A 20,161-nucleotide genomic window follows, 5' to 3' on the forward strand; every position below is an offset into this window, starting at 1 on the left:
CGCCTCATCGTTGAAGGCCGGGTACTGGAAACAGGAACAGGATAAGGAACCGTCATGGCTAACTCCGCACAAGCACGCAAGCGCGCCCGCCAGGCCGCGAAGGCAAACTCGCACAACTCGGCACTGCGCTCGAAGTTCCGCACGGCTATCAAGGCTGTCCGCAAGGCAATCGACGCAGGCGACCAGGCTAAGGCCGCCGAAATCTTCAAGGCATCGTCGAAGACCATCGACATCATCGCCGACAAGAACATCATTCACAAAAACAAGGCAGCTCGCCACAAGAGCCGCCTCGCTGCAGCCATCAAGGGTCTGCAAGCGCCCGCAGCGCAGTAATTCCAGTCGGCCCGCTTCGGCGGGCTAGCTCCTGTTTCCGCTGCACAAGAAGCCCGCTTTGGCGGGCTTTTTTGTTTTGGCCGGATGACCAGCCACAAAAAAACCCGCTGCTTGCGGGTTTTTGTTTTTTTGCTTTTGCCGATCCGGCCAGCTTGCGTCAGATCGCATGCCGTTTGGCTTGCGGCGCAGGCGCATGCTCGAGTTCCAGTTCGCATGCCTCGGTGACGAGGAGGTCGTTGTCTTTCGCGAAGTTCAGAACGAAATCGAAGGCCATTGGCTCGATGTCGCGCAGCCGCGAATCGAGAATCACGCATTTGAGATCGCCGATCATGGTCGGCCGCACGTACAGCGAGTACTGCATATAGGCGTTCGGCCCCTTCCTCACGCCGGGCCCGAACGACGACATGACGCCCGCGAGCCGCTCCGACCAGTCGCTCGGCCGAAATCTTTTTCCGGTCGACGTGATGCCCTGAATGAAATATTCGATTGGAGCTGCTTCGGCCATGTAGAAATACCTGTGTGACTGCCCAGCGGAATGACGATCAACCGGCGACACCGGTTGCACGCTCGAATTCACCGCAAGCGGCATGCACGGCAAGCGCTTGAAGCCACCTGCGACGTGCGTGGGACCTTGGCGCTAACGCAACAATGACGAGCCGCACCACGAGAACCGCTGCGGCGAACCGGCTGAACCGCTCTGGCGCCTGTCATGACGGCCACGCCGTGACAGACTTTCCGCGCCGCGCCAGCCGCGTTTCTTGATGCGAAACGCCGGCCTGCTGGGCTATGGGATAACCCTTAAATTATAGCGCAGCGGGCCCTTTTCCGCAGCGCACACAAGCACCGTCCGATGACCCCGCGCAGCCCAACACGACGCCTTCTACCAGCTTTCTAATTGCTTTCACAGCCTTCCAGCCGACTCGTCAAACAGGGCGAAATCCTTTATGCTGGATTGAGTTACCACCAAACCCACGGCGGCACAGTCCGGCAACCCTGCCGGGTGAGACCGCCGTATTTGTTTCATGACCGCCAAGAAAATTCGCCACTACCTGCAGTTCAAGGACTTCTCGCTGGAAGACTACGAGTACGTGCTCGAACGCGCGCGCATCCTGAAACGCAAATTCAAGAACTACGAGACCTATCACCCGCTGCACGACCGCACGCTGGCGATGATCTTCGAAAAGAATTCGACGCGCACGCGCCTGTCGTTCGAAGCCGGCATCTTCCAGCTGGGCGGCCACGCGGTGTTCATGAGCACGCGCGACACGCAGCTTGGCCGCGGCGAGCCGATCGAAGACGCCGCCCAGGTCATCTCGCGCATGGTGGACATCATCATGATCCGCACGTTCGGCCAGGACATCATCCAGCGCTTCGCCGAAAATTCGCGCGTGCCCGTGATCAACGGGCTCACGAACGAGTATCACCCGTGCCAGGTGCTCGCGGACATCTTCACGTACTTCGAGCATCGCGGTCCGATCCGCGACAAAACGGTCGCGTGGGTCGGCGACGCGAATAACATGCTGTACACATGGATCGAAGCCGCACAGATCCTGGGCTTCAAACTGCGCCTATCCACGCCGCCCGGCTACAAACTCGACCGTGCGCTCGTCTCGGCGGAAAGCGCGCCGTTTTACGAGGAGTTCGACGACCCCAACGAAGCCTGCGCGGGCGCCGATCTCGTCACCACCGACGTGTGGACCAGCATGGGCTTCGAGGCCGAAAACGAGGCGCGCAAGAAGGCCTTCGCCGACTGGTGCGTGGACGCCGACATGATGGCGCGCGCGAATCCCGATGCGCTCTTCATGCACTGCCTGCCCGCGCATCGCGGCGAGGAAGTCAGCGCGGAAGTGATCGACGGACCGCAGAGCGTCGTGTGGGATGAAGCGGAAAACCGTCTGCACGTGCAGAAAGCGTTGATGGAATACCTGCTGCTCGGCAAGCTCAATCATTGAGCGAGGCGTTCGCCCAGGCACCAGCTGGGACCGCGTTACAAAAAAGGCGCCGGGAGGAAACTCCCGGCGCCTTTGTGCATTCGTCGACGGTGAAGCTCAGCGCGGCCAGTCAGCGCGAAAAGAGCGCGCTTCCGCTCATAGGCAAACCGGCTCCGCCTCCAGCTCCACGCCAAATTGCTCGAACACTTCGTGCTGGATCGCCCGCGCCAGCGCCAGCACTTCCGTGCCGCTCGCGCCACCGCGATTGACCAGCACCAGCGCCTGGCGTTCATGCACGGCCGCCGCACCCATCGCGCGGCCCTTCCAGCCGCATCGGTCGATCAGCCAGCCGGCCGCCAGCTTGACCCGCCCGTCCGCCTGCGGATACGACACGATTTCCGGTTCGCGGCGCTTCAGCGCCTCGAACTGCGCGGCATCGATCACCGGATTCTTGAAGAAGCTCCCCGCGTTGCCCAGTTCGAGCGGATCGGGCAGCTTCGCCCGCCGCACGGCGACGACCGCATCGAAAATCGCCTGCGCGGTCGGCTGCGGGGCGGCACCATCGGCTTTCCCTTGGCTCGCCGCAGGACCCCGCGCCGCCAGCTCGCGCGCGAGATCCGCGTAGCCCGCGCGCGGCCGCCATGCCTTCGGCAAACGAAACGTCACCGACGTGATCACGAAGCGCTCGCGCCCTTCCCGCTTGAAGAAGCTGTCACGATAGCCGAACCGGCACGCATTGGCGTCGAGTTCGACGGCGCTGCCGGTCGCGAGCTCGATCGCCCGCAGCGACGCGAAGCGTTCGCACATTTCGAGCCCGTACGCGCCGATGTTCTGGATCGGCGCCGCGCCGACCGTGCCCGGTATCAGCGCGAGATTCTCGAGGCCGGGCATGCCCTGCGCCAACGTCCACGCGACGAACTCGTGCCACGGCTCGCCGCCGGCCGCCTCGACATACCACGCATGCTGATCCTCGCGCACCACGCGGCGGCCGCGCAGCGCCACCAGCAGCACGAGCCCGGCCAAGTCGCCGCTCAGCACGACGTTGCTGCCGCCACCGAGCACGAGGCGCGGCAGGCCCGCGACGCGCGGATCGCGCACCGCGGTGGGCAACTGCTCCTCGCGCTCGATCAGGCACGCGAACTGCGCGCGTACGTCGAAGCCGAACGTGTTGTGGGCCTTCAGCGAATAGCCGGCCAGGAGAGACGCGACGACGGGAGCGGCAAGAGCGGATTGGGGCATCGGAATGGCAGCAGGGCAACAACGCAGAGCGACAGGAAACAACGAAAAACGACCAATACCGCGCCTGACGACACGAGCGGCGCCGCGCGGCGGCCTTGGGCAAAAGAGAGCGGCGTCGGTAAAATGACGTCCGGTTCGTGATTATAGCGAGTGCCCCGCGCGCAGCCCACCGGCCGCGTCGCGCACTGCCGCACTATTGGGAGAAAGCAATGCCATCGTTTGACGTCGTCTGCGAAGCGAACATGATCGAAGTCAAGAACGCGATCGAGCAGTCCAACAAGGAAATTTCGACGCGTTTCGACTTCAAGGGGTCCGACGCGCGCGTCGAGCACAAGGAAAACGAAATTACCGCGTACGCCGACGACGACTTCAAGCTCGGCCAGGTGAAGGACGTGCTGCTGTCGAAAATGGCCAAGCGCAACGTCGACGTGCGGTTCCTCGACTACGGCAAGATCGAGAAGATCGGCGGCGACAAGGTCAAGCAGGTCATCAAGATCAAGAAGGGCGTGTCGGGCGATCTGTCGAAGAAAATCGTGCGTCTGGTGAAGGACAGCAAGATCAAGGTGCAGGCGAGCATTCAGGGCGATGCGGTGCGCATCACCGGTGCGAAGCGCGACGATCTGCAAAGCGTGATCGCGATGCTGCGCAAGGACGTGACCGACACGCCGCTCGACTTCAACAACTTCCGCGACTAAGCGGCACGGCGCGCGAGGCTTGCAACGCAACGCGGCGCGCCGCGCGCAAAGTCTTCGAGCCGCTTCACCTCAGGCCGGGCGACGCGGCTCAGCCCACTTCAAAGATCGTTGCCCGCCGCCGGGCTGGCGGCCTTCTTCTTGTCGCCGATACGGCTCTCCTGCCCATTCATCAGCTTCGCGATATTGCCGCGATGGCGCCATACGAGCAGCAGGCTCATCGCCAGAACCGCGAGCGCAACGATGCGCGGCCCGAACAGAAATACGTAGAAAAGCGGCGCGAACAGCGCCGAGCACAGCGCCGCCAGTGACGAATAGCGCGTGAAGAACGCGACGATGATCCAGGTCAGCAAGGTCGCGACGCCGAGCGTCGGGTTGATCGCGAGCAGTACGCCCGCGGCGGTCGCGACACCCTTGCCGCCCTTGAAGCGGAAGAAGATCGGATACAGATGGCCGAGAAACACCGCAAGCGACGCAATCGCGATCGAGCGCTCGTCGAGCCCGTAGCGCGCGCCGAAATTCACGACCAGCCACACCGGCAGCCAGCCCTTGAAGGCGTCGCCGATCAGCGTCAGAATCGCGGCCTTCTTGCTGCCGCTGCGCAGCACGTTGGTGGCGCCCGGGTTGCCCGAGCCGTACGAGCGCGGGTCGTCGAGACCCATCGCGGCGCTCACGATCACGGCAAACGACAACGAACCGATCAGATAGGCAACGACAGCGACGATCAGGTTTTGCATCTAGGACTCTTATAAGGATCGCGGTCTGACATTCGATACCCCAACCGCAACAGGGTACGCCCGTCGAAACAAGGCGGCGCACATTTTACCGAAGGCGTCCGCGCGAAAAACATTCAGGCAAACGTCAACTGGCGCGTCGGCGTCAGTCCACGCTCGCGCACTGCACCGGGTTCGCCGCAAGCAGATCCGTGAGGACCTTCGGCTCGATGCTGACGAGAAAGCCGCGCCGCCCTCCGTTCAGCCAGATTTTGTCCATCTCGAGAATGGTCGACTCGACATACACCGGCATCTGCTTGCGCGTGCCGAACGGCGAGGTGCCGCCGATCAGATAACCCGAGTGCCGGTTCGCGACTTCGGGCTTGCACGGCTCGACGCGCTTCGCGCCGATCTGCCGCGCGAGGTTCTTGGTGCTGACGGTGCGATCGCCGTGCATCAGCACGATCAACGGCTTCGCGTGCTCGTCTTCCATCACCAGTGTCTTCACGACGTGATGCTCGTCGACGCCGAGCTGGCGCGCCGATTCCGCGGTGCCGCCATGCTCGACGTAGTCGTAAGGATGCTCGCCGAACGTGACGCCGTGACGGCGCAGCAGCTGCGTGGCGGGGGTTTCGGACACGTGTCTGGATTTGCTCATCGGCGCATTGTAATGGCGAGATTGCACAACGGCTATTTGCCGAACCGGCAATTGTGCGGGCTCGACGCTTGTGGCACGATCGTTCGAAATTATGCCGGCATGGTGCGAGATAGTCCGCGCAGAGCCAGGAGACAGCGTTGAACCAGGCATCATCCATCCGTTCCACGATCGACATCCCCGCGCTGCTCGCCGCGCTGCCCGCCCGCATCAGCGACATTCCCGCGCTCGCCGCCGCACGCGATCCGCGGCATGTCGCGCTGATCGAAGACGCGCGCCGCCTAACCAATGCGCAACTGCTAGAGGCCATCGATGCCGCCGCCGCGCTGCTGCGCGAATGGGGCCTGCGCGGCGGCGATCGCGTGATGATCGTCGCGGAGAACAGCATCGCGCAGGTCGTGCTGCTGTTCGCGACCGCCAGGCTCGATGCGTGGGCGCTGGTGTCGAACGCGCGCCTCTCGGCGGCCGAACTCGATTCGATCCGCGCGCACGCGCAACCGCGCGTCGTCGCGTATGCGGTCGAAAGCTCGCCCGACGCGTGCCAGCATGCTGAGCGTCATAGAGCGACACCGGCACCCACGCTGTCACCGGACGTCGGCGCATGGTCGTATGCGTTGGACGGCAGCGTGCAGGCCGAAGCCGTCGAAGCCGCCAGCGACAGCCAATGCGCGGCACTGATCTACACGACCGGCACCACCGGCGCACCGAAGGGCGTGATGCTGTCGCATCGCAATCTGCTGTACATCGCGGCCGTGTCGAGCCGGCTGCGCCAGGTCGGGCCCGACGACGTCGTCTATGCGGTGCTGCCGATCTCGCATGTGTACGGCTTCGCGTCGGTATGCCTCGGCAGCCTGCATGCGGGCGCGACATTGCGGCTCGCGCCGCGCTTCGTGCCGGAAGCGGTGCGCCGCGCCCTCGCCGACGAGCAGGTGTCGATCTTCCAGGGCGTGCCGGCGATGCACGCGAAGCTGCTCGAACATCTGCACACGGACGGCCACGCATGGTCCGCGCCGCGGCTGCGCTTCGCGTACTCGGGCGGCTCTCCGCTCGACGCCGCGTTGAAGGCGCAGGCCGAAGCCGTGTACGGTCTGCCGCTGCACAACGGCTACGGCATGACCGAAAGCAGCCCGACCGTATCTCAGACGATGGTCGACGCACCGCGCGCCGATTGCTCGGTCGGCGAAGTCATTCCGGGCGTCGAAGTGAAGTTCGTCGGACTCGACGGCGCGCAAGCCTCGCCGGGCGAGATTGGCGAACTGTGGGTGCGCGGCCCGAACGTGATGCTCGGCTACTATCGCAATCCCGAGCAGACCCGCGCGACCGTCACCGAGGATGGCTGGCTGAAGACCGGCGACCTCGCGCGCCGCGATGCGGACGGCGCCTTGCATATCGTCGGGCGCAGCAAGGAGCTGATCATCCGTTCGGGCTTCAACGTGTATCCGGCCGAGGTCGAGCACGTGCTGAACGCGCATCCGCAGGTCGTGCAGTCGGCGGTGATCGGACGCGCGGTCGAGGGCAACGAGGAGGTGATCGCGTTCGTCGAGCTGATTGCCGGCGCGACGGTCGCGCCCGCGGAGTTGATCGCGTGGTGCGGCGAGCGGCTCGCGCCGTACAAGCGGCCGGCCGAGGTGAAGGTGCTCGCGGCGCTGCCGGCCGCATCGACCTGCAAGATTCTCAAGCACCGGTTGCGCGAGCTGGTGTGAAGCGAGCGCAGGCCCGCGCGCTTCACGTCGTGCTCAGCCGCGCGGATGATGCTGCGCATGGAGCGATTTCAGACGCTCTCGCGCGACGTGCGTATAAATCTGCGTCGTCGAAATATCGGTGTGGCCGAGCAGCAATTGCACGACGCGCAGATCGGCACCGTGATTGAGCAGGTGCGTCGCGAACGCATGCCGCAACGTATGCGGCGACAACGGCGCATGCACACCCGCCGCCTCCGCGTGTCGCTTGATGATGTTCCAGAACTGCTGGCGCGTCATGCCTTCGGCGCGTGCCGTCACGAATAGCGCGTCGGCCGCGCGCGGGCCGAGCAGCGCCGGGCGCGCCTCGCGAAGATAGCGCTCGATCCACGCGTGCGCCTCTTCGCCGAACGGCACCAGCCGCTCCTTCGAGCCCTTGCCGGTGACACGCACGACGCCTTCGTTGAGTCCCACCTCGACGGTCTTCAGCGTGACCAGTTCTGTCACGCGCAATCCGCTCGCGTACATCAGTTCGAGCATCGTGCGATCGCGCAAGCCGAGCGGCGTATCGAGGTCGGGCGCGCCGAGCAGCGCTTCGACCTGCGCTTCGCTCAACGTCGACGGAAAACGCGGCGGCTGCTTCGCCGAGCGGAGGCGCACCGTAGGATCGGCGGCCGCGCGATGCTCGCGCACCGCCCAAGCGTAATAGCGGCGAAACACCGACAGACGGCGGTTCGCCGAGGTCGCCTTGTCCTTTTGCCGCGCCGCGCTGTAGGCGCGCAGGTCGGCTTCGCTCGCGGTGTCGAGCGACGCATTGCGCGTGTGCGCGAGCCATTCGCAGAACAGGCGCAAGTCGCGGCGATACGCGTCGAGCGTGTTGCGCGACAGGCCGTGTTCGAGCCACAGCGCGTCGCAAAAGGCGTCGATCGATGCGGAGCTGGTCAGCAACAGCGGCGATACGGCGGCTGTGTCTTCGACGTTTTCAGCGGTATCGGGGCTCGTGCTCATGCGTACGGCACACCTTCATGCGCGAGCAGCCAGCGCTTCACGTCGCGAAAGAAGCCGTCGCCGCCGTCGTGCGCGAAGCCGCCGATGCCGCTCGCACTCACCACGCGGTGACACGGAATCACGATCGGAAAGAAATTCGCGCCGCACGCCTGGCCGACCGCGCGTGGCACGCTGCCGAGCTGCTTTGCGAGTTGTCCGTAAGTCAGCACGACACCCGGCGGGATGTCGCAGATCGCCTGCCACACGCGCCGCTGGAACGCGGTGCCGCACTCGGCGAGCGGCAGCTCGAACTTCGCCGACGCGCTCTCGAAGTAACGCTCGATCTGTTCGGCCGCCTCGCGTGCGAGCGGCGTCTCGGGCGCGACGTTGCGCGTCGAGTCGGGCAGATAGACGATCTCGCGCACCGCCTCGCCTTCGAGCCGGATGCCGACCTTGCCGAACGGCGCATCGATCACTGCGTTGAACATGATTGCCTGCTCCTCTAGCGTGCCGGATTGCCGGCACCGAATTGCCTCGACTTTACGCCGCTTCCAGCGCCCACTCCACATGCTCGCGCACGAGCGCCGACGGATCGTCAGCTCGCTGCTTCAACGCCCGCACGATCGCATCGCGCGCGTCGGCGTCGAGAGCTCCGGGCGGGGCGCGCAACGCGTTGCCCATGCCGACCGCGAGATTGCGCAGCCAGCACTCGTAGCCGATGCGGCGAATCGCGCTGCCCTGCATGCGCGTATCGAACTCCTGCGCGCTCCACGCGAACAGTTCGACCAGCGACGCGCGATCGAGCCCGTGCCGCACGTCGAAATCGGCGACTGGCGCGGCCTGCGCGAACTTGTTCCACGGACACACGAGCTGGCAATCATCACAGCCATACACCCGATTGCCGATCAGCGGCCGCAGCTCGCGCGGAATACTGCCCTTCAGCTCGATCGTCAGATACGAGATGCAGCGCCGCGCGTCGACCTTGTACGGCGCGACGATCGCACCGGTCGGACAGGCGCCGATGCAGCGCGCGCAGCTGCCGCAATGCGAGCCCGGCGTTTCGGGCGCGGCCTCGGGCGAGGTTTCGGCGTCGGTCGGCAGCGGGATGTCGACGTAGATCTCGCCGAGGAAGAACAGCGAGCCGGCGTCGCGCTGCAGAAGCAAGGTGTGCTTGCCGCGCCAGCCGATGCCGGCCTTCTGCGCGAGCTCGACTTCGAGCACCGGTGCCGAATCGGTGAACACGCGATAGCCGAACGGCCCGGTCGCCGCTTCGATCCGGTCGGCCAGTTGTTGCAAGCGCTGACGCATCACCTTGTGATAGTCGCGGCCGCGCGCATAGATCGACACGACCGCCGTCGATGGGTCCGCGAGCCGCGCGTGCTCGGCCGCGCGCCAGTCGCGCGCGCGGGGTGTCGCGCGTGACGGGGGTGGCCTTACGTCTTGCGGCATGCTTTCAGGCGCGCGTTCATGCGCCCCTTCATACGTCTCTTCAGCCGTCTCTGCTTCCAGCGTCCGCGCAGGCAAATAGGCGATGCGCACGGTGATCACGCGTCGCGTGCCGGCCACAAGCTCGGCGGGCCTCGCGCGTTTCATGCCGTGTTTGGCCATATAATCCATCTCGCCGTGGCAACCCGCTTCGAGCCACGCTGCAAGCGGCGCTTCGGCGGCCGACAGATCGGTATCGCTAATGCCGATCGCCCCGAAACCGAGTTCACGGCCCCACGTCTTGATGTCGAGCGCGAGCGCACGAAGCGCCGCCTCATCGAAACGGGACGTTGCATCAGAAGCTCGCACGGCATCATCGGCCGATGCGGGCGTGCAGGAAACAGGGGACTTCGGACTTCGGTTCATCACGCCATTTTACGAGAATGCCCGTCAATCCCGATCACGCGACCCTACCGTCCGCTCCGGTGCTGCTCGAACGCTCTTTCGCGCTCGCGGACGAGGCCGCCACGCAGACGTTCGGCGCGCGCTTCGCACAGGCGATCGAAAGCGTACGCGCGGCCTCGCAGCACGCACAGTCAGCACAGCCCGGCGCCGTAAGCGACCTCGCGTTCCACGGCCTGCAAGTCCAGCTCGTCGGCGATCTCGGCGCCGGCAAAACCACGCTCGTGCGCGCGACCTTGCGCGGCCTCGGCCACACCGGCCGCGTGCGCAGTCCGACCTACACGCTCGTCGAACCGTATGTGCTCGCACGGCCCGCTGGGGAACTCGCGCTCTATCACTTCGATCTGTACAGATTCTCCGATCCGGCCGAATGGGCCGACGCGGGCTTTCGCGAATATTTCGATAGCGGCGCGGTCTGCCTCGTCGAATGGCCGCAACGCGCGGGACCGCTGCTCGGTGTGCCGGATCTCGTCTTCTCGCTCGGGCTCGTCGGCAACATGGACGCAAACGCGGACGCACGCACACTCGTCGCACGCGCTTATAGCGAATCAGGAAAGGCATGTCTCGAAAGATGTTAATCAAACCGTTCCATTCGATCGAATCGGCAGCGGGCGCAACGCATAACTGGCGGCGCCGGCAGATCCTGCGCGCGGGCGCGTCGACGCTGGTGCTCGGCCTCGTCGCGCCGCGCCTCGCGTTTGCGAGCTCGGTGCTCGGCGTGCGCGTGTGGCCCGCGCGCGACTACACGCGCGTGACGATCGAATCCGATCAGCCGCTGCAGAACACGCAGCAACTGCTGCAGGGACCGGACCGGCTCGTCGTCGATCTGAACGGCCTCGATCTCGATCAGGCGCTCAAGGAACTGGTGTCGAAGATCACGCCGAACGATCCGCAGATTTCGTCGGTGCGGGTCGGGCAGTATCAGCCGCACGTGGTGCGAATGGTGTTCGACCTGAAGGGCTCGGTGAAGCCGCAGGTGTTCGCGCTGCCGCCAGTCGGCGCGTACAAGTACCGGCTCGTGTTCGACCTGTATCCGGCAGTCGCGCCCGATCCGCTGATGGACCTGCTCGCGCAGTCCGAGCGCAAGCAGCAGGCGCTCAACGAAGAAAACGGCGCGCCGCCCGCGACGCTTTCCGGCCCCGGCACGCCGCCGCCCGTCGACAACAGCGAGGCGTTCTTCGAGCATTACGCGCAGAACGGTGGCGCGGGTAGTGGTGCTGGCAATGGCGACGCGGGCGTACCGCGTCCGCCCGCGCGTGGCACGCCGGCGCCGTCCGGACCCGCCATTGCCGGCAGGCAGCCCACACCCTCTGCGCCGTCGGCTCCGCCCAGCGTGATCGCCCGCAACAAGGGTGGCAGCGCCAACGGCAACGGCACCGCACGCGACCTCGACAGCAACAACGACAACCTCGGCGACAACGGCGACACCTACGCATTCACCACGCCGAAGACGGGCCGCAGCAACACCGTGCGACTGCTCACCGTCGCGATCGATCCGGGTCATGGCGGCGAGGACCCGGGCGCGATCGGCGGCTCAGGCACCTACGAGAAGCACGTCGCGCTCGACATCGCGAAGAAGCTGCGCGCGAAGATCGACGCGCAGCCGAACATGCGCGCGATGATGACGCGCGACGCCGACTTCTTCGTGCCGTTGAACGTGCGCGTGCAGAAGGCGCGGCGCGTCGGCGCGGACCTGTTCGTGTCGATCCACGCGGACGCGTTCACGACGCCCGAGGCGAAGGGCTCGTCGGTTTTCGCGCTGTCGGAGCACGGCGCGTCGAGCGCGGCCGCGCGCTGGATGGCGAACAAGGAAAACTCGTCGGACCTGATCGGCGGCATCAACATCAAATCCGACGACGCCACCGTAAACCGAGCGCTATTCGACATGTCGACCACCGCGCAGATTCGCGACTCGATGCGCTACGGCAACTTCGTGCTCAAGGAGATCGGCGACATCAACAAGCTGCACAAGGGCTCGGTCGAGCAGGCCGGCTTCGCGGTGCTGAAGGCGCCGGACATTCCGTCGATCCTCGTCGAGACTGCGTTCATCAGCAATCCGGATGAAGAGCGGCGCCTCAACGACGACGCGTATCGCGACAAGATGGCCAACGCGATTCTGACCGGCATCAAGCGCTATTTCGCGGCGAATCCGCCGCTCGCGAAGAGCCGCATGACGTGATGTCGGTACCCACTCGCCGCCTGCCAGCACGTATTGGCGTTGGCTGGACGGTTCTCGCCGGCCGAGGCCTGAGATGGCGTCGAGCCGACGCCTGACGAAGATCGAGAGGCCCGATACGGCGCGGCCCTTTTTCGCATGAAGAAGCCCCGCAGAAGCGGGGCAACGGTCAAAACTCAAAGGTCAACGAATCGTGGCAACAAATCCTGATCCGCCAGACGAATTTCGATATCGTTAGCCGCCTTGACGTGATCGCGGTTGTTCACGTCGAAGACGTCATCCGTCACGCTGACGATGATCGTGCCTTGCTGCTTGTCTTCCCGCATCACAGGGATAAGGGCGCGCGCTTCTGGCACTTGGGCGGCTGTCAGAGTATGGGGTAAGTAGAGCATCCAGCTTACGCCAGGACGATCTTCAAACACTTTTTCCTGGAAATAGAAGTACGGGCCGAATGTGATGTAGAACGACCCATAGATTTCCACAATTTTAGAAAGAACCTCTGCTACAGAGTTATAGTCGCCCAGGCGGGAATCCCGATTTCCCATCTTCTCGTTAAGGGATATGTCAAGCGATTTTAAAAAAACTCTCCGCCATCAATCTCGACTGTTATTGATGCGCCAACCTGATCCGATCTAACCCCATTCCATATTCCGATTGATTTTGGATCGTCTTTGCTTTTCCCCGCGTACTCTTTCGAAAGAGCAAGAGACATTGGGAAGGCTGAAAGCCATCAAAGTCTGTGCCAAGCCATGCCCATTCCATATTCCAGCCCTGGCTGGTTTCCCTGCCTGTCCCGTCCGACACAATCCCGTACTCAAACCCTGTGATGCGGGCCTGGTAGCGTCGCGGCTCAGGATTCATTCCGTGATTCCTTTGTACCTTTTCGCCGCCCTTCTCAGGCGGGCACTTGCACGGTCTCTCACGCTCGCGGGAGCGATCACGCGGTAGTTCGCCCCATCCGCCGTCTGCACCCGCACCAGTGCCGCCGCTGCCTGCAGGACCAGCAGACGGTGCGGCGGTGGGGCCTGGAACAGGCAGTGGCATTGCCTGCGCCATTGCGTTTGCTGCGCGCGCGAGCGTCGCCGGGAATGGAATAGCCATCAACGTTTCTCCTTCATTTCCTGGTGTCTTTTTCGCATTGCGTTGACATTTCGAATCGCTGTTTACCGGATCGCCTGGTTCGCACAGCCAATCTATGACTGCCGGAATCTAGAAAAACTTCGGCGAACGCTATTCTTCCAGAACACATCTGACGAATTAACCGTCTAAAACGCGACACAGTCAACGACTTTAATTGAGATAAAACCGCTTTGACAGATATTCGCAGTTGCTCTGCCTATCTTATTTTCGGGTGCATTTCTCCTACATCACCGTCCAACAAAAAAGCGGCATTGAGCCGTTTGCCGTCCAATTAAGGTCTCTTTTGAGAACGCGAACGGTATAGCGAAACGGTCTGGATTTGACGATCCGAGCGCAGGTGCGCCCGGGCCGTTTCTCATTGGGAAGTTGCTTGAGCCGCGCTCGCAAGCGCCTGAGCAACGCGGGCAGTTTGCCGTACGAGCGCGTCACGTCCGCCTAGGCCATTTCGTACTGAATGGTATGCAACGCGCGGATGAAGCTCAGTGCTTCGGGTGCGTGCCTGGCGTGCGGGTAGCCGACGCCGCCGTCCCGTTTACAACTGCTTTGCGCCAAAAAACGAAATGCCGTTCAGTCGCTTGACCGAACGGCATTAGGCCTCACGGCCGTTTTTCTATTCACGCGGGCAACGCGTGGCGCAACGGTTGCTCAGCGCGCCGGCATCAAGCGTTGCACGACCCAGTCACCGAACACGTTGACCGCGAGCCCCGCCATCACGAGCAATGCGCCCGCCACCTGCATCGCCGACAGTTCCTCGCCGAGCAGCAACGACGCCGACGCAAGCCCGACGATCGGCACCAGCAACGAGAACGGCGCGACCTGGCTCGCCGGATAGCGCGACAGCAGACGGCTCCACAAGCCATAGCCGACCAACGTCGCGATAAACGCCAGATAGACGATCGCGAAGATCGACAGCGCGCTGATACCGGTCAGCGCGGCGGCGATCTCGCGCGGTCCCTCGAACACGAACGACGCGGCGAAAAACGGCAGCGGCGGAATCAGGCTGCCCCACACGACGAGTCCGACCAGATCGACCTTGCCGACCTTCTTCGTGACGATATTGCCGAGCGCCCACATGCACGCGGCGCATAGCGTCAGCACGAACCCGACGAGCGACATCGTGTGGCCGCCTTGCAGGCCGATCACCGCGAGCCCCGCCGCGGCGATCAGCAGACCCGCGAGGTTCGGCAAACGGAAGCGTTCGTGCAGAAACAGCGCCGCGAAAATCAGCGTGAAAAACGCCTGCGCCTGCAGCACCAGCGACGCGAGCCCCGCCGGCATGCCGACGTACATCGCCGAGAACAGGAACGCGAATTGCCCGAACGAAATGGTCGCGCCGTAGGCGAACAGCCACCGCCACGGCATCTGCGGCCGCTTGACGAAAAACACCGCCGGCACCGCGGCGAGCGCAAAGCGCAGCGCGCCGAGCAGCATCGGCGGCACGCCATGCAGGCCGACCTTGATCACGACGAAATTGACGCCCCACGCGACCACGACGATCAGCGCGAGCAGCAAGTCCCTGGGCGACATCCAGGTCTCCAATGAAATGGTTCGATCCGGCAGTGTAGCCGAGGCTGCGATCCCGGTTCATTGCGCCGGCTGATGGCGAGCGTGCACCGTTGCCGTCGGCCGCGCGCGACGCGCAGTAGAATCGTCCATTCGAGCTTTCTTCTTTCCACTTTCCCGTCGATCCTGCCCATGACTTCCTCGATCAAAGCCGTCCTGACACCGCACCTACGCGACATCGGCAATCTGGCCGTGCGACGCGTGCTGCCGGCGATGGCGGCGCGCCTCGTCGGCCCGTTCATCTTCTTCGACCACATGGGCCCGGCGACCCTCGAACCCGGCACCGGCCTCGACGTGCGCCCGCATCCGCATATCGGCCTCGCGACCGTCACCTATCTGTTCGACGGCGCGATCATGCATCGCGACAGCCTCGGCTCCGAGCAGAAGATCGTCCCCGGCGACGTCAACTGGATGACGGCCGGACGCGGCATCGTCCATTCGGAGCGCACGCCGGCCGAAGACCGCGCGCGCGGCCAGCGGATTCACGGCATCCAGACCTGGGTCGCACTGCCGCTCGCCGATGAAGACGCCGAGCCGTCGTTCGCGCATCATGCGGCGGCGACCTTGCCGGTCGTCGAGCGCAATGGCGTGACACTGCGCGTGATCGCGGGCACCGCGTTCGGCGCGGTGTCGCCGGTCGCGACGTTCTCGGGCACGCTGTACGTCGCCGCCGACTTCACGCCGGGCAGCGCGTTCGCGCTCGAACCGGAGCACGAGGAGCGCGGTGTATATCTGGTGGAAGGCGATCTGGAGATCGACGGCGCCACGCTCGAAGTCGGCCAGATGGCCGTGCTCGCGCTGGACGAAACCGTCACGCTCGCGAGCACCCACGGCGCGCGCGTGATGCTGCTCGGCGGCGAGAAGCTCGACGGCGAGCGCTTCATCGAATGGAATTTCGTCGCGAGCTCGCGCGAGAAGATCGAAGCCGCGAAGCTCGCATGGACGAATCAGGAAATGGGCCACGTGCCCGGCGAAACCGAATGGATTCCGCTGCCGCAGCGCAAGTAACGGCGCCGGCGCCGCATGCGCAGGACCGCATTGAAATCGCGCGATTCGGCCCCAACTAGCCACAAACCGTTTCTATCGACGAGGACGCAATGGACACCACTCTGGCCACTTTCGAACAGGACGTCATCAAGGCGTCGATGCTGGCCCCCGTGCTGGTCGATTTCTGGGCGCCGTGGTGCGGCCCCTGCAAGAGTCTCGGCCCGATGCTCGAAAAGCTCGAAGCCGAAGCCGCCGGTAAATGGAAGCTCGTGAAGGTCAACGTGGACGAGAACCACGAGCTGGCCGCGCACTTCCAGGTGCGCAGCATTCCGCACGTGATCGCGTTCGCCGACGGCCAGGCCGTCGATCAGTTCATCGGCGTGCTGACGGAAGGACAGTTGCGCGAGTTCCTCGACCGGCTCGTGCCGCAGGGCGCGCCGGGAGCGCGCATCGAAGCGCAGACCGCGCTCGCCGAAGGCCGCCGCGACGACGCCTACGACCTGCTCCAAGCGGCGCTCGCGTACGACCCGGGGTTCGACGACGCGCGCATGGACCGCATCGAGTTGCTGCTCGAAGACAACCGCATCGACGAGGCGCGCAACGAAGTCGATCTGCTGTCGCCGAAAACCACGCAAGGCATCGACGCGCGTTTCAACGCGATCAAAACCAGGCTCGACGCGGTGGACGCCGCCGCGGACCTGCCGCCCACCGATGCGCTCGAAGCGCGCGTCGCGGGCAACCCCGACGATCTCGAAGCGCGCTTCGATCTCGCGAATGCGTTTATCGCGCGGCACAAATATGCGCAGGCGCTCGAACATCTGCTCGCGATCGTGCAGCGCGACCGCGCGTTCCGCGAAGATATCGGCCGCAAGACGATGTTGTCGGTGTTCGATCTGGCCGCGCATCAGCCGGAACTGGTGGCGCAGTGGCGGCGCAAGCTGAGCGCGTCGTTGAATTGATCGTTCGTGACGTTTTGCCCGATGGCGGCCTGGGTCAGAGCGGTTGAAACCGCCGCCCAGGCTGTCGCCTAAACCGTCGCCTTCTTCGCCAGTTCCCGCAACACATACGCCGCGGCCGCGAAACCAAAGCTCGCGGTCACGCACACGCTGGACCCAAACCCCGCGCAGTTCAAACCGACCGGCCCCGTATGTCCGGGCGACGTGCTCACGTGCTCGGCTTCTTCATCGATGTCGCAGACGGCCGCTTCCGGATAGATCAGCGGCTCGTCGGAATACACGGCGCTCACTTTGAACTTCGCTTTCGGCCCGCGCGGAAAGCCGTGCTGCTTGCGCAACTGCCCGCGCACCTTCGACAGCAGCGGGTCCTGAATCGTCAGCGCCAGATCGTCGATGCGGATACGCGTCGGGTCGAGCTGACCGCCCGCACCGCCGACCGTGATCAGCGGCTGCTTGCGCTCGACGCACCACGCGATCAGCGCGGTCTTCGTGCGCACGCTGTCGATCGCGTCGATCACATAGTCGAAGCCGCCGCCGAGCGTGGCCGCGAAATTGTCCGGCTCGACGAAGTCTTCGATCAGACGCACGTCGCAGTACGGATTGATCGCCTTGATGCGCTCGGCCATCGCTTCGACTTTCGGTTTTCCGTAGTTGCCGTCGAGCGCGTGAATCTGCCGGTTCGTGTTGCTTTCCGCGACGTTGTCGAGATCGATCAGCGTCAGCGCGCCGAGCGCGCTGCGGGCAAGCGCCTCCGCGACCCACGACCCCACCCCGCCGATGCCGATCACCGCGACGTGCGCCCCCTCGAACGCGGCGAGCGCGGGCGCGCCATACAGACGGGCGATGCCGCCGAACCGGCGGGCGCGGTCGGCGGTTTCGTTCGCGTCGAGGCTGGTAGTAAGATCGGATTGCGCGGTGGTGCTGGACATGATGGCAGGGCTCGAAAACACAGGCGGAACGTAACAGGCGGCGCATTGGCAATTCGCTTTGGCCAATCAGGCGCGCAGCCCGTATTTTGCCTGAACACGTGAAAGCAGCCGCGCAGGACCCCGAGCAGCGACCCAACGTTGCAGGCTTGGCGCTCGCAGCATGCGGCCGCCATACGTTGATCCGCTCGCGCGCAAAAACCTGGCGCCTTAGCTATACTTGGCCCACTGTAGCGTTCGCATAAGAACATGATCTCACTCGCCGAGCTTCGAAGAAACTACTCGCTGGGCTCACTGGACGTTGCCGACGTCAACCACGATCCGTTCCGTCAATTCGACACGTGGTTCCAGCAGGCGATCGACGCCAAGCTGCCTGAGCCGAATGCGATGACGCTTGCCACGGTCGACGCGCGCGGCCGGCCTTCGGCACGCATCGTGCTCATCAAGGGGGTCGACGAGCGTGGTTTCGTGTTCTTCACCAACTACGAGAGCCGCAAGGGCCGCGAACTGAGCGCGAACCCCTACGCGAGCCTGCTGTTTCACTGGATCGAACTCGAACGCCAGGTGCGCATCGAGGGCCCCGTCGTCAAAACGAGCGAGACAGAAAGTGACGCGTATTTCGCATCGCGTCCGCTCGGCTCGCGGATCGGCGCATGGGCATCGAATCAGAGTCAGGTAATTGAAAGCCGTTCGCAGCTCGAAGTACGCGAACGCGAAATCAGCCTGCAATACGGCGAAAATCCTCCGCGTCCGCCGCACTGGGGTGGCTACCGTCTGGTGCCCGACGCGATCGAATTCTGGCAGGGGCGGCCATCGCGGCTGCACGATCGTCTGCTTTATACGCGCGCGGAAGAAGGCGCCAACTGGCTGATCGCACGCCTGCAACCCTGACCGGACGATGATGGGACGAATGACGCCGGCCGTGCCGCCATCGTAGCGGCGCGCGTCGGCGGGATTGCGTTGCGCGGCCCGCGGAATGCGCCGCGCCCTATCGCGATCCACATAGCTTTGCTTTAAATCAACGAACACGGAGAGATCACATGTTCTGGGAGAAAAAGCTGGCGCAGTGGGTTGAAGATGTCAAAACCTCAGCTAACCTGCCCGCACGCCTCGTGCTGTGGGACGGTCAGCAACACGACTTCGGGCAGTTCGCCGCGCCCCAGGTCACGCTACACGTGAAGAGCGCAACCGCGCTGCCCTATCTGCTCGAACCGAGCCTCGACAATCTTGGCGAAGCCTATGTCAAAGGCAAAATCGACATCGAGGGCAAGCTGTCGGACATCATCAATATCGGCTATCAGCTCGCACGCAGTACCGTGACGAGCGCCGGCAAGCTCGCGCGCGTGCGGCGCTACTTCAATCATTCGAAGACGTCGGATAAGAAAGCCATTCAGTATCACTACGACGTGTCGAACGAGTTCTACAAGCTGTGGCTCGACGAAAACATGGTCTACTCGTGCGCGTACTTCGAGACCGGCACCGAAGACCTCGCAACGGCGCAGCTGAAGAAAATAGATCACATTCTGACCAAAATCCAGCTGCAGCCCGGCCAGCGTCTGCTCGACATCGGCTGCGGCTGGGGTGCGCTCGTGCTGCGCGCCGCGCAGAAGTTCGGCGCCAGGTGCGTCGGCGTCACGCTGTCACAGAACCAGTTCGATCTCGCCACCGCGCGCGTCAAAGCAGCGGGCCTCGAGAACCAGATCGAAATCCGCCTGCAGGACTATCGCGACATCCCGGGGCAGTTCGACCGCATCACGAGCGTCGGCATGTTCGAGCACGTCGGCCGCAAGAACCTGCCCGGCTATTTCCAGAAGATGCACGATCTGCTCGCCGACGACGGCATCGCGATGAACCACGGCATCACGTCGAGCGACGCCGATAGCGGCGAAACCGCGCTCGGCGGCGGCGAGTTCATCGACCGCTACGTCTTCCCGGACGGCGAGCTGCCGCATATCAGCCTCGCGCTGGAAGCGATGCAGCGCGGCGGACTCGAGCCGATTGACGTCGAAAGCCTGCGCCGTCACTATGCGCACACGCTCGACATCTGGGCAGAAAATTTCGAAGCCCACGCGGACCAGGCGCGCAAGCTCGTCGACGACGAAAAATTCCGCATCTGGCGCGTGTATCTGGCCGGCTGCGCGTATGCGTTCGAAAACGACGACGTGTCGATCTTCCAGGTGGTGTGCCGCAAAGCCGGCCGCAGCGCGAAAACCCTGCCGTGGTCGCGCCGCTACATGTACGAAAAACCGCTGTGACCGTGCTGTGACCGGTTACGCCGCGGCGGCGTGCATGAAGCG

21 protein-coding genes and 1 pseudogene are annotated in these 20,161 nt (G+C 64.2%); 10 read left to right on the forward strand and 12 right to left on the reverse strand.

Annotated features, from left to right (window positions below):
* Positions 1–54 precede the first annotated feature (54 nt).
* On the forward strand, positions 55–333 hold the full coding sequence (gene rpsT, locus AB4Y34_RS08200; RefSeq protein ID WP_013090353.1) for a 30S ribosomal protein S20: 279 nt from the start codon (positions 55–57) through the stop codon (positions 331–333).
* Positions 334–490: 157 nt separating this feature from the next.
* Here rpsT and AB4Y34_RS08205 read toward each other — a convergent pair whose 3' ends face one another.
* Positions 491–838 (reverse strand): DUF3579 domain-containing protein, encoded by a 348-nt coding sequence (locus AB4Y34_RS08205; RefSeq protein ID WP_013090354.1) that lies wholly within the window; start codon positions 836–838, stop codon positions 491–493.
* A 517-nt stretch (positions 839–1,355) separates the two neighbouring features.
* On the opposite strand from AB4Y34_RS08205, the gene argF reads away from it, so the two are divergent.
* Positions 1,356–2,285 carry an ornithine carbamoyltransferase gene (argF, locus tag AB4Y34_RS08210; RefSeq protein ID WP_176105207.1) on the forward strand — a complete coding sequence of 310 codons (930 nt, stop codon included), beginning with the start codon at positions 1,356–1,358 and terminating at the stop codon, positions 2,283–2,285.
* A 135-nt stretch (positions 2,286–2,420) separates the two neighbouring features.
* Here the strand turns inward: argF and murB are convergent, their stop codons facing one another.
* Positions 2,421–3,503: a UDP-N-acetylmuramate dehydrogenase gene (gene murB, locus AB4Y34_RS08215; protein WP_368715745.1), complete on the reverse strand. Its 1,083-nt coding sequence runs from the start codon at positions 3,501–3,503 to the stop codon at positions 2,421–2,423.
* Positions 3,504–3,712: 209 nt separating this feature from the next.
* On the opposite strand from murB, the gene AB4Y34_RS08220 reads away from it, so the two are divergent.
* Positions 3,713–4,198 (forward strand): YajQ family cyclic di-GMP-binding protein, encoded by a 486-nt coding sequence (locus AB4Y34_RS08220; protein ID WP_018421633.1) that lies wholly within the window; start codon positions 3,713–3,715, stop codon positions 4,196–4,198.
* Positions 4,199–4,296: 98 nt separating this feature from the next.
* Here AB4Y34_RS08220 and plsY read toward each other — a convergent pair whose 3' ends face one another.
* Together plsY and ybaK are read right to left on the reverse strand one after the other, a co-directional pair.
* Complete coding sequence (gene plsY / locus AB4Y34_RS08225; RefSeq protein WP_176385095.1) at positions 4,297–4,932, reverse strand: glycerol-3-phosphate 1-O-acyltransferase PlsY; 636 nt, start codon at positions 4,930–4,932, stop codon at positions 4,297–4,299.
* Between the two features lie 142 nt (positions 4,933–5,074).
* Complete coding sequence (gene ybaK / locus AB4Y34_RS08230) at positions 5,075–5,566, reverse strand: Cys-tRNA(Pro) deacylase (RefSeq protein WP_176385093.1); 492 nt, start codon at positions 5,564–5,566, stop codon at positions 5,075–5,077.
* Positions 5,567–5,703: 137 nt separating this feature from the next.
* Here ybaK and AB4Y34_RS08235 point away from each other — a divergent pair, with 137 nt between their 5' ends.
* The gene (locus AB4Y34_RS08235) at positions 5,704–7,266 is read left to right on the forward strand and encodes a class I adenylate-forming enzyme family protein (protein ID WP_368715746.1); all 1,563 of its coding nucleotides are present in this window, start codon (positions 5,704–5,706) and stop codon (positions 7,264–7,266) included.
* A 33-nt stretch (positions 7,267–7,299) separates the two neighbouring features.
* On the opposite strand, the gene xerD is transcribed toward AB4Y34_RS08235, so the two are convergent.
* The 3 genes from xerD to queG are packed head-to-tail and all read right to left on the reverse strand — an operon-like array spanning position 7,300 to position 10,080.
* A complete protein-coding gene (gene xerD, locus AB4Y34_RS08240; RefSeq protein ID WP_368715747.1) occupies positions 7,300–8,250 on the reverse strand; it encodes a site-specific tyrosine recombinase XerD in 951 nt (316 codons plus the stop codon).
* A complete protein-coding gene (locus AB4Y34_RS08245; RefSeq protein ID WP_176105201.1) occupies positions 8,247–8,717 on the reverse strand; it encodes a methylated-DNA--[protein]-cysteine S-methyltransferase in 471 nt (156 codons plus the stop codon). Before AB4Y34_RS08245 ends, xerD begins: the two co-directional genes overlap by 4 nt.
* Positions 8,718–8,769: 52 nt before the next feature.
* A complete protein-coding gene (gene queG / locus AB4Y34_RS08250) occupies positions 8,770–10,080 on the reverse strand; it encodes a tRNA epoxyqueuosine(34) reductase QueG (RefSeq protein WP_176385087.1) in 1,311 nt (436 codons plus the stop codon).
* Positions 10,081–10,097: 17 nt separating this feature from the next.
* Here queG and tsaE point away from each other — a divergent pair, with 17 nt between their 5' ends.
* A complete protein-coding gene (tsaE, locus tag AB4Y34_RS08255; protein ID WP_176385085.1) occupies positions 10,098–10,694 on the forward strand; it encodes a tRNA (adenosine(37)-N6)-threonylcarbamoyltransferase complex ATPase subunit type 1 TsaE in 597 nt (198 codons plus the stop codon).
* A complete protein-coding gene (locus tag AB4Y34_RS08260; protein ID WP_368715748.1) occupies positions 10,688–12,295 on the forward strand; it encodes an N-acetylmuramoyl-L-alanine amidase in 1,608 nt (535 codons plus the stop codon). The genes tsaE and AB4Y34_RS08260 overlap by 7 nt, the downstream gene beginning before the upstream one ends.
* Positions 12,296–12,468: 173 nt before the next feature.
* On the opposite strand, the gene AB4Y34_RS08265 is transcribed toward AB4Y34_RS08260, so the two are convergent.
* From AB4Y34_RS08265 to AB4Y34_RS08280, 4 genes and pseudogenes are all read right to left on the reverse strand, one after another.
* Positions 12,469–12,837, reverse strand: coding sequence for an immunity 52 family protein (locus AB4Y34_RS08265; protein WP_368715749.1), 369 nt, complete (start codon positions 12,835–12,837; stop codon positions 12,469–12,471).
* Positions 12,838–12,898: 61 nt separating this feature from the next.
* Positions 12,899–13,393, reverse strand: a complete 495-nt coding sequence (locus AB4Y34_RS08270; RefSeq protein WP_176385079.1) for a Tox-REase-5 domain-containing protein — start codon at positions 13,391–13,393, stop codon at positions 12,899–12,901.
* Positions 13,394–13,654: 261 nt separating this feature from the next.
* Positions 13,655–13,936, reverse strand: a pseudogene (locus AB4Y34_RS08275) (hypothetical protein); the annotation flags it as partial.
* A gap of 141 nt (positions 13,937–14,077) precedes the next feature.
* Positions 14,078–14,959 carry an EamA family transporter gene (locus AB4Y34_RS08280; RefSeq protein WP_368715750.1) on the reverse strand — a complete coding sequence of 294 codons (882 nt, stop codon included), beginning with the start codon at positions 14,957–14,959 and terminating at the stop codon, positions 14,078–14,080.
* Positions 14,960–15,127: 168 nt separating this feature from the next.
* Between AB4Y34_RS08280 and AB4Y34_RS08285 the strand changes: the two genes are divergently transcribed.
* Together AB4Y34_RS08285 and trxA are read left to right on the forward strand one after the other, a co-directional pair.
* Positions 15,128–16,003, forward strand: a complete 876-nt coding sequence (locus AB4Y34_RS08285; protein WP_176121714.1) for a pirin family protein — start codon at positions 15,128–15,130, stop codon at positions 16,001–16,003.
* Positions 16,004–16,092: 89 nt separating this feature from the next.
* On the forward strand, positions 16,093–16,941 hold the full coding sequence (gene trxA / locus AB4Y34_RS08290) for a thioredoxin (protein ID WP_176385075.1): 849 nt from the start codon (positions 16,093–16,095) through the stop codon (positions 16,939–16,941).
* A 68-nt stretch (positions 16,942–17,009) separates the two neighbouring features.
* On the opposite strand, the gene tcdA is transcribed toward trxA, so the two are convergent.
* Positions 17,010–17,867 carry a tRNA cyclic N6-threonylcarbamoyladenosine(37) synthase TcdA gene (gene tcdA, locus AB4Y34_RS08295; protein WP_176385073.1) on the reverse strand — a complete coding sequence of 286 codons (858 nt, stop codon included), beginning with the start codon at positions 17,865–17,867 and terminating at the stop codon, positions 17,010–17,012.
* 246 nt (positions 17,868–18,113) lie between these two features.
* Between tcdA and pdxH the strand changes: the two genes are divergently transcribed.
* The gene (pdxH, locus tag AB4Y34_RS08300; protein ID WP_368715751.1) at positions 18,114–18,755 is read left to right on the forward strand and encodes a pyridoxamine 5'-phosphate oxidase; all 642 of its coding nucleotides are present in this window, start codon (positions 18,114–18,116) and stop codon (positions 18,753–18,755) included.
* Between the two features lie 149 nt (positions 18,756–18,904).
* Positions 18,905–20,119 carry a class I SAM-dependent methyltransferase gene (locus tag AB4Y34_RS08305; RefSeq protein WP_368715752.1) on the forward strand — a complete coding sequence of 405 codons (1,215 nt, stop codon included), beginning with the start codon at positions 18,905–18,907 and terminating at the stop codon, positions 20,117–20,119.
* The last annotated feature ends 42 nt before the right edge of the window (positions 20,120–20,161 follow it).

Source organism: Paraburkholderia sp. BR10954 (genome assembly GCF_040965775.1).
Classification (GTDB): domain Bacteria; phylum Pseudomonadota; class Gammaproteobacteria; order Burkholderiales; family Burkholderiaceae; genus Paraburkholderia; species Paraburkholderia youngii.

Excerpts from the sequence above, each read along its gene's own strand:
- rpsT (WP_013090353.1), top strand. The coding sequence starts at position 55 with ATGGCTAACTCCGCACAAGCACGCAAGCGCGCCCGCCAGGCCGCGAAG.
- AB4Y34_RS08205 (WP_013090354.1), bottom strand. The coding sequence starts at position 838 with ATGGCCGAAGCAGCTCCAATCGAATATTTCATTCAGGGCATCACGTCG.
- argF (WP_176105207.1), top strand. The coding sequence starts at position 1,356 with ATGACCGCCAAGAAAATTCGCCACTACCTGCAGTTCAAGGACTTCTCG.
- murB (WP_368715745.1), bottom strand. The coding sequence starts at position 3,503 with ATGCCCCAATCCGCTCTTGCCGCTCCCGTCGTCGCGTCTCTCCTGGCC.
- AB4Y34_RS08220 (WP_018421633.1), top strand. The coding sequence starts at position 3,713 with ATGCCATCGTTTGACGTCGTCTGCGAAGCGAACATGATCGAAGTCAAG.
- plsY (WP_176385095.1), bottom strand. The coding sequence starts at position 4,932 with ATGCAAAACCTGATCGTCGCTGTCGTTGCCTATCTGATCGGTTCGTTG.
- ybaK (WP_176385093.1), bottom strand. The coding sequence starts at position 5,566 with ATGAGCAAATCCAGACACGTGTCCGAAACCCCCGCCACGCAGCTGCTG.
- xerD (WP_368715747.1), bottom strand. The coding sequence starts at position 8,250 with ATGAGCACGAGCCCCGATACCGCTGAAAACGTCGAAGACACAGCCGCC.
- AB4Y34_RS08245 (WP_176105201.1), bottom strand. The coding sequence starts at position 8,717 with ATGTTCAACGCAGTGATCGATGCGCCGTTCGGCAAGGTCGGCATCCGG.
- queG (WP_176385087.1), bottom strand. The coding sequence starts at position 10,080 with ATGAACCGAAGTCCGAAGTCCCCTGTTTCCTGCACGCCCGCATCGGCC.
- tsaE (WP_176385085.1), top strand. The coding sequence starts at position 10,098 with ATGCCCGTCAATCCCGATCACGCGACCCTACCGTCCGCTCCGGTGCTG.
- AB4Y34_RS08260 (WP_368715748.1), top strand. The coding sequence starts at position 10,688 with ATGTTAATCAAACCGTTCCATTCGATCGAATCGGCAGCGGGCGCAACG.
- AB4Y34_RS08265 (WP_368715749.1), bottom strand. The coding sequence starts at position 12,837 with ATGGGAAATCGGGATTCCCGCCTGGGCGACTATAACTCTGTAGCAGAG.
- AB4Y34_RS08270 (WP_176385079.1), bottom strand. The coding sequence starts at position 13,393 with ATGGCTATTCCATTCCCGGCGACGCTCGCGCGCGCAGCAAACGCAATG.
- AB4Y34_RS08280 (WP_368715750.1), bottom strand. The coding sequence starts at position 14,959 with ATGTCGCCCAGGGACTTGCTGCTCGCGCTGATCGTCGTGGTCGCGTGG.
- AB4Y34_RS08285 (WP_176121714.1), top strand. The coding sequence starts at position 15,128 with ATGACTTCCTCGATCAAAGCCGTCCTGACACCGCACCTACGCGACATC.
- trxA (WP_176385075.1), top strand. The coding sequence starts at position 16,093 with ATGGACACCACTCTGGCCACTTTCGAACAGGACGTCATCAAGGCGTCG.
- tcdA (WP_176385073.1), bottom strand. The coding sequence starts at position 17,867 with ATGTCCAGCACCACCGCGCAATCCGATCTTACTACCAGCCTCGACGCG.
- pdxH (WP_368715751.1), top strand. The coding sequence starts at position 18,114 with ATGATCTCACTCGCCGAGCTTCGAAGAAACTACTCGCTGGGCTCACTG.
- AB4Y34_RS08305 (WP_368715752.1), top strand. The coding sequence starts at position 18,905 with ATGTTCTGGGAGAAAAAGCTGGCGCAGTGGGTTGAAGATGTCAAAACC.